The following is a 12,697-nucleotide window of genomic DNA, read 5'->3' as shown; positions in this document are numbered from 1 at the left end:
GCGCTAGCCGAAGAGCTGCGGGAAGGTCGCGAACGCCCACGGGTAGCCGACGAAGACGGCGACGTCGATGAGGGTGTGCGCGACGACGAGCGGCACGAGCCTGCCGGTGCGCGCGTAGAGCCAGCCGAACAGCACGCCCATCGCGAGGTTGCCGAACAGCGCGGGCACGCCCTGGTAGAGGTGGTAGACGCCGCGCAGCGCCGCGGCGGCGAGGATGATCGGCCACATGCCCCAGCGGGCGGTGCCCGATGCGCCCGGGCCCCACCCGAGCCGCCGGAGGCGCTCGAAGGCGTAGCCGATCACGATGACCTCCTCGGTGAGGCCCGCGCGCAGCGCCGACAGCAGCAGCACCGGCACCGTGAACCACTCGGCGTCGAGCGGCGACGGCACGACGCTCACCGTCAGCCCCAGCTGGCGGCCCACGACGTACAGGGCGATGCCGGGCACGCCGATCACGAGCACGAGGAGCGCGCCGGAGAGCGTGTCGCGCACCGGGCGCGCGGCGTCGATGCCGAGGGCGCCGAGGTGCGGCCTGCGGCTCCGCCACAGCAGCCAGCAGACGAGCGCCACGGGCACGAGGTCGAGCGCGATGCCGGTGAGCTGGTAGCTGAGGTCGAGCCACGCGCGATCCGACCTGGCCGGGTTGAGCGCGACCTGCTGCTCGCCGATCGGCGCCGCCCTGGTGCTCAGGTCGACGAACTGCAGCACCGACCAGAGCGCGCTCGCGCCGAGCGACAGCAGCAGCACGATGACGAGCTCGACCGCCAGGCGGCGCTGCGAGAGCGGGGGAGCGGCGGCCGGGACGGGGCTGGCGAGGGGCGGATGCACGCCCCAACGCTACGTCGTACGGGCCGTGGAACGGATTGGCACCAACTTGGTAACGATCGTGTTGCCGTGCGCGCCCGCTGGAAACCGCGTGCATACACTGCTGACTATCCAACGAGCAAGGCGGCTCTTGTGGCCGCCCGCTCACCTTGCACAGGAGGAACAGTGACAGACAAGAACAGGCGTCGCGGTCGCGCGCTCGCCGGGCTGGCCATCGGCACTGCCGCGATGGTCGCGCTCGCGGGCTGCACCACGACCACGCCCGCTCCCTCGGAGTCGGGCTCCGCCGCACCGGGCACCGGTGGCACGATCAGCGTCGCGCAGACCAACGCCGCGACCGCGCTGACGTCGGCCACGCCCGACACCAACCTCAACACCAACGGCATGGTGGACTACCTGACCGGCAACGCGACGGGCCCCGGCTCGTTCCTGTACGTCGACAGCGAGTTCAACGTCGTCCCCGACGAGACGAACGGCACCATCGAGCTCGTCTCCGAGAGCCCGCTGGTCGTGCAGTACACCCTCGACCCCGAGGCTGTCTGGTCCGACGGCACGCCGATGACGACCACCGACATGCTGCTCGCATGGGCGATCGGCTCGGGCTACTACGACGACGCCACGCTCGACGAGGAGACGGGTGAGGTCACCGGCGGCAACCAGTACTTCCAGCTCGCCGGCTCGACCGCAGGCCTCGACACGACCGAGTTCCCCGAGATCGACGAGGAGGCCGGCACGCTCACGCTGACGTACGGCGAGCCCTACGTCGACTGGAACCTCGTCAACCTCATCGGCAAGCCCGCGCACGTCTTCGCTGAGAAGGCCGGCTTCGCGGACGTCGCCGAGCTCGCGACCTTCCTCGAGGAGACGCCCGCCGGTGACCCGGCTGCGCCCGCCGCCGAGAACGAGCAGCTCCGCCAGATGGCCGACCTGTGGAACACGGGCTACAACATCACGTCGATGCCCGAGGACGAGAGCCTGCTGGTCTCGGCCGGCATGTGGGTCGTCAAGGACTTCCAGGCCGACGACGGTGGCTTCATCTCCTTCGAGCGCAACCCCGAGTGGCGCGGCGAGATGGCTCCCTCCTTCGACGAGCTGATCATCCGCTTCATCGGTGACCCGAACGCGCAGATCACGGCACTCCAGAACGGCGAGGTCGACGTCATCGAGCCGCAGCCGTCCGCGGACACCGTCGCGGCGATCGAGGCCTTCGGCGGCACCCTCATCGAGGGCCCGCAGCTGTCGTACGACCACCTCGACCTGACGATGGACTCCGAGGTCTTCTCGGACCCGGCCGTGCGTGAGGCCTTCCTCATGACGATCCCGCGCCAGGCCATCCTCGAGTCGATCGTGACCCCGGTCCAGCCCGACGCCGAGGTGCTCAACTCGCAGCAGTTCGTCGCCAACCAGCCGGCCTACGAGGACGCCATCGCCGCCAACGGCTACAGCGACTTCGCGGAGCCCGACATCGAGGGCGCTCGCGAGCTGCTCGCCGGCGCCACGCCGACGGTCAGCATCCTCTACAACACGAACAACCCGAACCGCGTCGACGCGTTCCAGCTCATTCAGGCGAGCGCGTCCGAGGCCGGCTTCGTGATCGAGGACGCGGGCTCGCCCGACTGGTCGAGCCTCCTCGGCAGCGGCACCTACGACGCATCCATCTTCGGCTGGATCTCGCCCGGTGTCGGCTACGCGAGCCTCCCGCAGATCTGGCAGACCGGTGGCGGCGGCAACTACAACGGCTACTCCAACGCCGAGGTGGACGCGCTCGCGACGGAGTCGCAGACGATCATCGGCGACGAGGAGCGCCTCACCGAGATCCAGATCGAGATCGACCGTCTCAGCCGTGAGGACTTCTACGGCCTGCCGCTCTTCCAGGTCCCCGGCCTGGTGGCGACCAACGGCACGGTCGACGGCGTCGTCTACAACGGCGGCCAGACCGGCTCCATCTGGAACACGTGGGAGTGGACGCCCGTCAGCTAGTCTGACGGTCACCAGCTCCCAGTGAGTTAGACCCCGGCCGTGATTGCCGGGACCTCGGTCCCGGCAATCACGGCCATCCCATGTCCGACCCTCGACCGCGCAGCCACAAGCCACGCGGTCTCCGGAATGATCGGAGCAGTCCGAGCCGTGCTCAGCTTCGTCGTGAGGCGCATCATCGCCTCCATCCTCACTCTTCTCGTGGCCTCGTTCCTCATGTACGTGCTCGCCGCGAACTCGGGCAATCCGCTCGAGGACCTCCAGGCGTCCAACGCCCCGAACGCGCAGCAGCTCATCGGCCAGCGCATCGAGCGGCTCTCGCTCGACGTCCCGCCGCCGCTGCGCTGGTTCGGCTGGCTCGCCGGCGCCGCCGGCTGCCTCGTGCCCTTCGGCACGTGCGACCTGGGCGTCGACCTCAACTTCACCCCCGTGACCCAGCTGCTGCCGGGCGCCGTGACCTCGACGGTGAGGCTCGTGGCGGCGTCGACGATCCTCGCGATCCTGCTCGGCGTGATCACGGGCATCGTGTCGGCCCTCCGCCAGTACTCGGCGTTCGACCTCGTGATGACGTTCGTGAGCTTCTTCCTCTACTCGCTGCCGTCGTTCCTCGTCGCGGTGCTGCTGAAGGAGTTCATCGCGATCGACTTCAACAACTGGTTCTCGAGCGGCGACTCGAGCTTCGGCATCGTGCCGACGATCATCGTCGCGCTCGTGCTCGGGTTCATCCTCCAGGCCATCGTCGCCGGCTCGATGCGCAACCGCCTCATCACGTTCGGCGTCTCAGCGGCCGCGACGGTCGCCGTGCTCGTCTACATGGACGCGGTGAACTGGTTCCAGACCCCGGGCCTCGGCGCGGTCGGCCTGCTGCTGCTCATCGCCGGCGTCGTCTTCGGCGTGGTCGCGCTGCTGTCGGGCTTCGAGAACCGCCGCGTGCTGCTCGGCGCGGGCGTCGCGGGCGTGCTCGCCTACGCCTCGTACTTCCTGCTCCAGCCGCTGTTCGCGATCTCGACGATCTGGACGGTCATCATCATCGCGCTCGCGGTGCTCGCCATCTGCTTCGTCGTCGGCTTCCTCATCGGCGGCCCGGATCGCAGCCTCGTGGTCCGCGTGTCGATGCTCGTCGGCTTCCTCGGGTTCCTGCTCGTCGTCGCCGACCGCCTCCTGCAGGCGTGGCCCGGCTACGTCGCGCACCCGCGCATCAACGAGCGCCCGGTCGCGACGGTCGGCGAGGCGACGGTCGGCCTGCAGGGCGACATGTGGTTCATGGGCATCGACCAGATCATGCACTTCCTGCTGCCGACGATCTCGCTCACGCTCATCTCCTTCGCGGGCTACACGCGCTACGCGCGCGCCGGCCTCCTCGAGGTGCTCAACCAGGACTACATCCGCACCGCGCGGGCGAAGGGCCTGTCGGAGCGCACCGTCATCACCCGGCACGCGTTCCGCAACATGCTGATCCCGATCACGACGATCGTCGCGGCCGACATCGGCGCGCTGCTCGGCGGCGCGATCATCACCGAGCGCGTCTTCGCGATCAGCGGCATGGGATCGCTGTTCGCCGTCTCGCTCGCCCGGGTCGACCTCAACCCGATCATGGGGTACTTCCTCGTCATCGGCATCACGGCGATCCTGTTCAACTTCATCGCAGACCTGAGCTACGCGCTCCTCGACCCGAGAGTGAGGGTGAAGTGACGACCGTGGCACCCGACAACGGCAAGACCACCGACCACACGGTCGGCGAGAGCCAGAGCAGCGTCATCCTCAAGCGCTTCGTGCGCAACAAGACGGCCATGGTCTCGCTCGTCCTGCTCCTGTTCATCTTCGTCTTCTCCGTCTCGGCGATCGGCCTCGGCCCGATCCCCGGCTGGTGGAAGTACGACTACGTGACGCCCAGCGCGCCCTTCGAGGGCGGTCGGCCGACGCTGTCGCTCATCCCCGGCCCCGGCTTCGGGCTCGGCGAGCACCCCTTCGGCCAGAACCGCATCGGCGTCGACTACTTCGCCATGACGATGCGCGGCGTGCAGAACTCGTTCCTCGTGATCATCCTGCTCGCCGGTGTCGCGACGGTCCTCGGCACGGTCGTCGGCGCGCTCGCCGGCTACTACCGCGGCTGGGTCGACGCGATCCTCATGCGCATCACCGACGTCTTCATCGTCATCCCGGCGATCGTCGTCGGCGCGGTCATCGGCCGCATGACCGGTGGCCTTGGCGTGCAGTGGCTCGCGATCACCCTCGGACTCGTCACCTGGATGGGCATCGCCCGACTGGTGCGCGCCGAGTTCCTGTCGCTGCGCGAGCGGGAGTTCGTCGAGGCGGCACGCGTCGCGGGCGCGTCCGACATGCGCATCATCTTCAAGCACATCCTGCCGAACGCGATCGGCGTCGTGATCGTCGCGGCGTCGCTCATCGCGGCGGCGGCGATCCTGCTCGAGACCGCGCTGAGCTTCCTGGGCTACGGCATCCGCGCACCCGAGTCGTCGCTCGGCCTGCTGGTCTCGCAGAACCAGTCCGCCTTCGCCACCCGGCCCTGGCTGTTCTGGTTCCCGGCGGCGTTCATCGTGATGCCGGCGCTGATGATCAACTTCGTCGGCGACGGCCTGCGCGACGCCTTCGACCCGCGCCAGAAGCGCTTCTCCGTGCGCCGCACGAAGGAGCTGCCCGAGAGCGCGGAGCGGCGCCAGTGACGCCACTCGTGAGCTCAGACGAGCAGCGGGGCGGTCGCGGCGAGCACGGGGCCGGCGACCAGCACGGCCACGCGCGCCCAGTGCACGGTGACGGGCACGGCGATCGCCTCGGCGTCGGCGCCCCCGTCGGCGAGCGCCGCCCAGCGGCGGCGCACGAGCGCGGCGGCATCGCCCGACTCGGTGCCCGGCAGGTCGCCGACCCGGACGCCGGTGTCGAGCGGGCTGCGCGGATCCGTCCGGTCGCCGTCGCGAGCCCGACGGGCGGCGCGGCGAGCCGCGAGCGCGCCGGGCTGCGGCGCGACCCACACGGGCCAGCTGCGGCCGGGCGTGAAGAGCGTCAGGGCGTACTTCGTGTCGACGTGGATGAGCGCATCCCACAGCACCCGCACGGTGCGGAGCGGGTTGCGCAGCTCCGCGCCCCGGTCGTCCACGACGAGCGCGGGCGCCCACAGGAACACGAGGACCGCGTAGCCGAGCCACACCGCCAGGATGACCGCGGCGAGCGCGCCGCGCGGCTCCGACTGCAGGGCGACGAGCGCGCCGAGCACGGCGAGCAGCGCCCAGCACGCGACGGCGACGCCCCGGTTCACTCGAGAATGGACGGTCACGGCATGCAGATCGTCGTTCGACACAGCTTCATCGTCGCAGGCGCCTCCGCGCCGGACGACTCCGACACCCCGCTGCAGGAGGCGGCATGACTTCCCACACCAGCACCCACTCCACCGGCAGCGACACACCCGCCCTGCAGATCACCGGCCTCAGCGTCGACTTCGCGGTCGACGGCTACTGGATCCCGGCGGCCCGCGAAGTCTCCTACGAGATCGGCAAGGGCGAGGTCGTCGCCGTGGTCGGCGAGTCCGGCTCCGGCAAGAGCGTCTCCTCCATGGCGATCCTCGACCTGCTGCCGAAGAACGCGCGCGTCGCGGGCTCGATCAAGCTCGGCGGCGAGGAGCTCACCGGCATCAGCCCCTCCGAGATGCGGCAGGTGCGCGGCAACCGCGTGTCGGCGATCTTCCAGGAGCCGATGACGGCACTGAACCCCGTCTTCACCGTCGGCTTCCAGATCATGGAGGCCCTGCGCATCCACCGCAGCATGTCGCCGAGCGACGCGAAGGCGCGCGCGCTCGAGATGCTCGAGCTCGTCGAGCTGCCCGACGCGATGAAGGCGTTCAAGTCGTACCCGCACCAGCTCTCGGGCGGGCAGCGGCAGCGCGCGATGATCGCGCAGGCGCTCGCGCTCGACCCCGAGCTGCTCATCGCCGACGAGCCGACCACCGCGCTCGACGTCACGGTGCAGGCCGAGATCCTCGAGCTCATGCGCGACCTCAAGGATCGCCTCGGCTCCGCGGTGCTGCTCATCACGCACGACATGGGCGTCGTCGCCGACCTCGCCGACTGGGTCGTCGTGATGGAGCAGGGCCGCATCGTCGAGCAGGGTCCCGTGCGCGAGATCTTCGGCTCGCCCAAGGCGGCCTACACCCAGATGCTGCTGGCCGCCGTGCCGCGGCTCGGCGAGGGCGGCGAGGGCGAGGCGATCGACCTGACGGCGGCGCTCGCGCTCGCCTCGAACGAGGACATCGACGACGCCGAGCTCGCGCAGCGCGTCGAGGTGAACGCCCGCGCGGCGGAGCAGGCCAGGCAGGCCGAGACCACCGCGACGACGACGCCGCCGGTGCTCGTGCTCGAGGACGTCGCGATCGAGTACGGCAAGAAGGGCAAGCTCGGCACGTTCCGCGCGGTCGACGGCGTCTCGCTGCAGATCCACGCGGGCGAGGTGCTCGGCCTCGTGGGCGAGTCGGGCTCCGGCAAGTCGACCATCGGCCGCGCCGCGATCGGCCTGCAGCCGATCGCCGAGGGCAGGCTCGAGGTCGCCGGCGTCGACATCTCGCACATCGACCGCAAGCTCGCGCGCAGCCTCAACCGCAAGGTCGGCATCGTCTTCCAGGACCCGTCGTCGTCGCTCAACCCGCGGCTGCCGATCGGCGAGTCCATCGGCGAGCCGATGTTCCTCGCGAAGATCCACCGCGGCAAGGCGCTCGACAAGCGCGTCGAGGAGCTGCTCGACGCGGTCCGGCTGCCGCAGTCCTACCGCAACCGCTTCCCGCACGAGCTCTCGGGCGGCCAGAAGCAGCGCGTCGGCATCGCCCGCGCGCTGTCGATGAGCCCCGAGCTGCTCGTCGCCGACGAGCCGACGAGCGCGCTCGACGTCTCGGTGCAGGCGACGGTGCTCGAGCTGCTCACCGAGCTCCAGCGCGAGCAGGGCTTCGCGTGCCTCTTCATCAGCCACGACCTCGCGGTCGTCGACCTGATGTCGGACCGCATCGCGGTCATGCACCACGGCAAGATCGTGGAGCAGGGCTCGCGCGACGCGATCCTGCGCGCGCCGGAGCAGCCGTACACGCAGCGCCTCATCGCCGCGATCCCGGTGCCCGACCCCGACAAGCAGGCCGCCCGCCGCGCGCTGCGACAGCAGGTGCTCGCGCAGACGTCCGACGAGTCGCCCGAGGTGGATGCCCCCGCGGCCGCCGACCCGGACGCGCTCGTCGAGCAGCGCAAGGACGTGCAGGCGATCGAGGACGAGCGCAACATCTGACGCCAGATCCGACGGCCGCGGCCGCCCGCTAGACTGGGCGCCGCGGCCGTTCGTCGCGCACCCCCTCATCGGAAGGCACCTGCATGCCGATCGCCGCGCGATCAGACCTCCGGAACGTGGCGATCGTCGCCCACGTCGACCACGGAAAGACCACCCTCGTCGACGCGATGCTCCAGCAGACCGGCTCGTTCGGCACGCACGACACGCACGACGAGCGGGCGATGGACTCGAACGAGCTCGAGCGCGAGAAGGGCATCACGATCCTCGCCAAGAACACGGCGATCCGGTACGTGGGCGCGCACGCCTCGGACGGCCCCGTGATCATCAACGTCATCGACACCCCAGGCCACGCCGACTTCGGCGGCGAGGTCGAGCGCGGGCTGTCGATGGTCGACGGCGTCGTGCTGCTCGTCGACGCCTCCGAGGGCCCGCTGCCGCAGACGCGCTTCGTGCTGCGCAAGGCGCTCGAGGCGAAGCTGCCCGTCATCCTGCTCGTCAACAAGACCGACCGCCCCGACGCGCGCATCGACGACGTCGTGACGGAGAGCCAGGACCTGCTCCTCGGCCTCGCCTCGGACCTCGCCGACGACGTGCCCGACCTCGACCTCGACGCCGTGCTCGACGTGCCCGTCGTCTACGCATCCGGCAAGGCCGGCCGCGCGTCGACCGTCAAGCCGGCCGACGGCCAGCTGCCCGACAGCGAGGACCTCGAGCCGCTGTTCGAGGCGATCCTCCAGCACATCCCGGCGCCGACGTACGACGACGAGGCGCCGCTGCAGGCCCACGTCACGAACCTCGACGCGTCGCCGTTCCTCGGCCGCATCGCGCTGCTGCGCGTGAAGGCGGGCACGATCCGCAAGGGCCAGACCGTCGCGTGGGTGCGGCACGACGGCGAGGTGCAGAACGTGCGCATCACCGAGCTGCTCGAGACGAAGGCGCTCGAGCGCGTGCCGGCCGAGAGCGCTGGCCCCGGCGACATCGTCGCCGTCGCCGGCATCGCCGACATCACGATCGGCGAGACGCTCGCCGACCCCGACGACGTGCGCCCGCTGCCGACCATCACGGTCGACGAGCCGGCCATCTCGATGACGATCGGCACGAACACGTCGCCGCTCGCCGGCAAGGTCAAGGGCTCGAAGCTCACGGCCCGCATGGTGAAGGACCGCCTCGACCGCGAGCTGATCGGCAACGTGTCGCTCCGCGTCGTCGACATCGGCCGACCGGATGCGTGGGAGGTGCAGGGCCGCGGCGAGCTCGCCCTCGCGATCCTCGTCGAGCAGATGCGCCGCGAGGGCTTCGAGCTCACCGTCGGCAAGCCGCAGGTGGTCACGCGCCAGGTGGACGGCAAGCTGCACGAGCCGTTCGAGCACCTGACGATCGACGTCCCCGAGGAGCACCTCGGCGCCGTCACGCAGCTGCTCGCCGCCCGCAAGGGCATCATGGACGGGATGCAGAACCACGGCACCGGCTGGGTGCGCATGGAGTTCGTGGTGCCGAGCCGCGGCCTCATCGGCTTCCGCACCGAGTTCCTCACCATCACGCGCGGCACGGGCATCGCGAACGCGATCGCGCACGGCTGGCAGCCCTGGGCGGGCTCGATCGTGACGCGCAACAACGGTGCGCTCGTCGCCGACCGCATGGGTGTCTCGACGCCGAACGCGATCATGACGCTCCAGGAGCGCGGCGTGTTCTTCATCAAGCCGGGCGACGACGTCTACGAGGGCATGGTCGTGGGCGAGAACGCCCGCGCCGACGACATGGACGTCAACATCACCAAGGAGAAGAAGCTCAACAACATCCGGTCGTCGACCGGTGAGGAGCTCGAGCGCCTGACGCCCCCGAAGCTGCTCTCGCTCGAGGAGTGCCTCGAGTGGGCGCGCGACGACGAGTGCGTCGAGGTCACGCCGCACGCGGTGCGCATCCGCAAGGTCAACCTCGACGCCAACACCCGGGCGCGCGAGGCGAGCCGCCTCAAGAAGCAGGGCTGACCGACCCACCAGCAGCGCCCCGCGGACCGATCGCTCGGTCCCGCGGGGCGCTGCCGCGTCCCGGGCGCACCGGCGCGAGTGGTTGGATGGACGGAATGGACCCCCGCCTCGAGCGCGTGCTCTTCGTGCACGCGCACCCCGATGACGAGACGCTCTCGACCGGCGCCGCGATCGCGACCGTCGCCGCCGGCGGCGGCGACCCCGTCGTCGTCACCTTCACGCTCGGCGAGCGCGGCGAGGTGCGCGAGGAGCGGCTCGTCGACGTCGAGCATGTCGGCGTCGGCGAGGTGCGCCGCGCCGAGCTCGAGGGCGCGCTGCGGGCGCTCGGCGCGCGCGGCCGCCGCATCCACGGCTGGGACGACTCCGGCATGGCCTGGCACGCGTCGGGCGTCGCCGGCGCCGCCCCCGACGCGCCGCCCACCTCGATGAGCAAGGCAGACCCCGACGACCTCGCGGACGCGCTCGGCGTCGTGATCGAGGAGGTCGACCCGACGTCGATCGTCACGTACGACGTCGACGGCGGCTACGGGCATCCCGACCACGTCGCCGCGCACCACGCAGCCGTGATCGCCGCGCGGCGCTACGACCTGCCGCTCTACGTGCGCTCGAAGCGGGCCGGCGACGTCGCCTTCCCGCTCGCGCCGGTGCGCGACCGCGTCGTGGCCGCGCTCGGCGAGCACCGCTCGCAGCTGACGGTGGAGGGCGACGACGTGCTGCACGTCGGCGGCCAGCGCCGCGCGCTCGACGAGGTCGAGCACTACACGCTCATCGAGACGCGCCCGCGCCGCCGCATCCGCTGGGGCCTGCGCATCGGCACGCTGCTCGCCGGGGCGATCGTCGGCACCGTCGGCACGTTCTCGCACCAGCAGGTGCCGTGGGGCATCGCGCTCTCGCTGCTCGCCGCGCTCGGCCTCATCGTCGGCGTGCGGGCGGCATCCGGGTCGCGCCAGCTGACGTTCGCGGCCGTGCTGGGCGTGCTCGGCGTCGTCGCGCTCGTCGCGATCGATCCGCTCGGCCGGGGCGCCTTCGGCACCGAGCGGGCGATCGTGCCGGCGAACCTGCCGGGATGGCTCTGGACCATCGTGCCGGCCGTCGCGTCCTTCGTCGCGCTGGCGTGGCCGGACGCGGAGGCGATGCGGCGGATTAGGATGGCTTCGACGACCGCGACGGAAGGGGACCGGAAGTGACGTATGTGATCGCGCTCCCGTGCGTGGACGTCAAGGACCGCGCCTGTGTCGACGAGTGCCCGGTGGACTGCATCTACGAGGGCGAGCGGATGCTCTACATCCACCCCGACGAGTGCGTCGACTGCGGTGCGTGCGAGCCCGTGTGCCCCGTCGAGGCGATCTTCTACGAGGACGACACGCCGGAGGAGTGGGCCGAGTACTACGAGGCCAACGTGCACTTCTTCGACGAGATCGGCTCGCCCGGCGGCGCGGCGAAGGTGGGCGTGCTGCCCTTCGACCACCCGATCGTCGCGGCGCTGCCCCCGCAGGCGCAGCCGGCCCCGTAGCCCGCGCCGCGTGGTCCAGCTGCCCGAGTTCCCCTGGGACACGCTCGCCGGGGCGAAGGCGCGCGCGGCCGAGCATCCCGGCGGCCTCGTCGACCTCAGCGTCGGCTCGCCCGTCGATCCGACGCCCGCGCTGCTGCAGGACGCGCTGCGCGAGGCGACCGACGCGCACGGCTACCCGACGAACTGGGGCACGCCCGAGGCACGCCGCGCCATCGTCGCGTGGTTCGCGCGCGTGCGCGGCGTGCCCGGCCTCGTCGACGCGAACGTGCTCGTGACGGTCGGCTCGAAGGAGCTCGTCGCCGGCCTGCCGCAGCAGCTCGGCCTCGGCGCGGGCGACGCGGTCGTGCACCCCGCGGTCGCCTACCCGACCTACGACATCGGCGCCCGGATGGCCGGCGCCACCCCCGTGCGCGCCGACGACCCCGACGACTGGCCCGCCGAGACGCGGCTCGTGTGGCTCAACTCGCCGTCGAACCCGACCGGGGACGTGCTGGGCGTCGATGCGCTCCGCCGCGTCGTGCGCGCGGCCCGCGAGCGGGGGATCGTGGTCGCGAGCGACGAGTGCTACGCGCTGCTGCCGTGGGAGGTCGACGCGGCGCCGTCGATCCTCGACCCGCGCGTGACCGACGGCGACATCGGCGGCCTGCTCGCCGTCTACTCGCTCAGCAAGCAGTCGAACCTCGCCGGCTACCGCGCCGCCTTCGTCGCCGGCGACGCCGCGGTCGTGCAGCGCGTGCTCGCGGTGCGCAAGCACCTCGGGCTCATGGCGCCGAGCCCGGTGCAGCACGCGCTCGCCGTCGCGCTCGGCGACGACGCGCACGTCGACGTGCAGCGACAGCGCTACCGCGCCCGCCGCGCGCTGCTCCTGCCCGCGCTCGAAGCGCGCGGCTTCTCGGTCTCCTCCGACGCCGGCCTCTACCTGTGGGCGTCGGACGGCACGGATGCGCTCGCGCAGGTCGACCGGCTGGCCGACCTAGGCATCCTGGTCGCCCCCGGCACGTTCTACGGCGACCCGACGCACGTGCGCGTCGCGATCACGGCCTCCGACGACGACATCGCGGCCGCCGCGGCGCGCCTGCTGGGCTGAGGCGCCGGGCCGTGGCATGGCCGTGGCCGA

10 protein-coding genes are annotated in these 12,697 nt (G+C 71.3%); 8 read left to right on the top strand and 2 right to left on the bottom strand.

The window, feature by feature from the left end; all coding sequences use genetic code 11:
* Positions 1 to 3: 3 nt before the first annotated feature.
* Positions 4 to 828, bottom strand: a complete 825-nt coding sequence (locus tag ACVWW9_RS00765) for a CPBP family intramembrane glutamic endopeptidase (protein WP_456513996.1) — start codon at positions 826 to 828, stop codon at positions 4 to 6.
* A 162-nt stretch (positions 829 to 990) separates the two neighbouring features.
* Here ACVWW9_RS00765 and ACVWW9_RS00760 point away from each other — a divergent pair, with 162 nt between their 5' ends.
* From ACVWW9_RS00760 to ACVWW9_RS00750, 3 genes are all read left to right on the top strand, one after another.
* Positions 991 to 2,805 (top strand): ABC transporter family substrate-binding protein, encoded by a 1,815-nt coding sequence (locus tag ACVWW9_RS00760; protein ID WP_354259709.1) that lies wholly within the window; start codon positions 991 to 993, stop codon positions 2,803 to 2,805.
* 147 nt (positions 2,806 to 2,952) lie between these two features.
* Positions 2,953 to 4,494 carry an ABC transporter permease gene (locus ACVWW9_RS00755; RefSeq protein WP_456513995.1) on the top strand — a complete coding sequence of 514 codons (1,542 nt, stop codon included), beginning with the start codon at positions 2,953 to 2,955 and terminating at the stop codon, positions 4,492 to 4,494.
* Entirely contained in the window at positions 4,491 to 5,486 is a 996-nt protein-coding gene (locus ACVWW9_RS00750; protein ID WP_354259715.1) for an ABC transporter permease, read from the top strand. The genes ACVWW9_RS00755 and ACVWW9_RS00750 overlap by 4 nt, the downstream gene beginning before the upstream one ends.
* Positions 5,487 to 5,500: 14 nt before the next feature.
* Here the strand turns inward: ACVWW9_RS00750 and ACVWW9_RS00745 are convergent, their stop codons facing one another.
* Entirely contained in the window at positions 5,501 to 6,118 is a 618-nt protein-coding gene (locus ACVWW9_RS00745) for a PH domain-containing protein (protein WP_354259718.1), read from the bottom strand.
* 62 nt (positions 6,119 to 6,180) lie between these two features.
* On the opposite strand from ACVWW9_RS00745, the gene ACVWW9_RS00740 reads away from it, so the two are divergent.
* The 5 genes from ACVWW9_RS00740 (at position 6,181) to dapC (ending at position 12,667) form a co-directional block, all read left to right on the top strand.
* A complete protein-coding gene (locus tag ACVWW9_RS00740) occupies positions 6,181 to 8,079 on the top strand; it encodes an ABC transporter ATP-binding protein (protein WP_456513994.1) in 1,899 nt (632 codons plus the stop codon).
* A gap of 83 nt (positions 8,080 to 8,162) precedes the next feature.
* Positions 8,163 to 10,067, top strand: a complete 1,905-nt coding sequence (typA, locus tag ACVWW9_RS00735) for a translational GTPase TypA (RefSeq protein ID WP_354259723.1) — start codon at positions 8,163 to 8,165, stop codon at positions 10,065 to 10,067.
* 95 nt (positions 10,068 to 10,162) lie between these two features.
* The gene (locus ACVWW9_RS00730) at positions 10,163 to 11,254 is read left to right on the top strand and encodes a PIG-L family deacetylase (protein WP_354259725.1); all 1,092 of its coding nucleotides are present in this window, start codon (positions 10,163 to 10,165) and stop codon (positions 11,252 to 11,254) included.
* A complete protein-coding gene (gene fdxA / locus ACVWW9_RS00725; RefSeq protein WP_354259728.1) occupies positions 11,251 to 11,580 on the top strand; it encodes a ferredoxin in 330 nt (109 codons plus the stop codon). The genes ACVWW9_RS00730 and fdxA overlap by 4 nt, the downstream gene beginning before the upstream one ends.
* Before the next feature lie 10 nt (positions 11,581 to 11,590).
* On the top strand, positions 11,591 to 12,667 hold the full coding sequence (gene dapC / locus ACVWW9_RS00720) for a succinyldiaminopimelate transaminase (RefSeq protein ID WP_456513993.1): 1,077 nt from the start codon (positions 11,591 to 11,593) through the stop codon (positions 12,665 to 12,667).
* Positions 12,668 to 12,697 lie beyond the last annotated feature (30 nt).

This window comes from Agrococcus sp. UYP33, assembly GCF_054060915.1.
This window is presented reverse-complemented; position numbering and strand designations above follow the sequence as displayed.

What these genes read in the sequence shown, in the direction of transcription:
- ACVWW9_RS00740 (WP_456513994.1), top strand. Translation starts at nt 6,181, where the DNA reads ATGACTTCCCACACCAGCACCCACTCCACCGGCAGCGACACACCCGCC.
- ACVWW9_RS00730 (WP_354259725.1), top strand. Translation starts at nt 10,163, where the DNA reads ATGGACCCCCGCCTCGAGCGCGTGCTCTTCGTGCACGCGCACCCCGAT.
- typA (WP_354259723.1), top strand. Translation starts at nt 8,163, where the DNA reads ATGCCGATCGCCGCGCGATCAGACCTCCGGAACGTGGCGATCGTCGCC.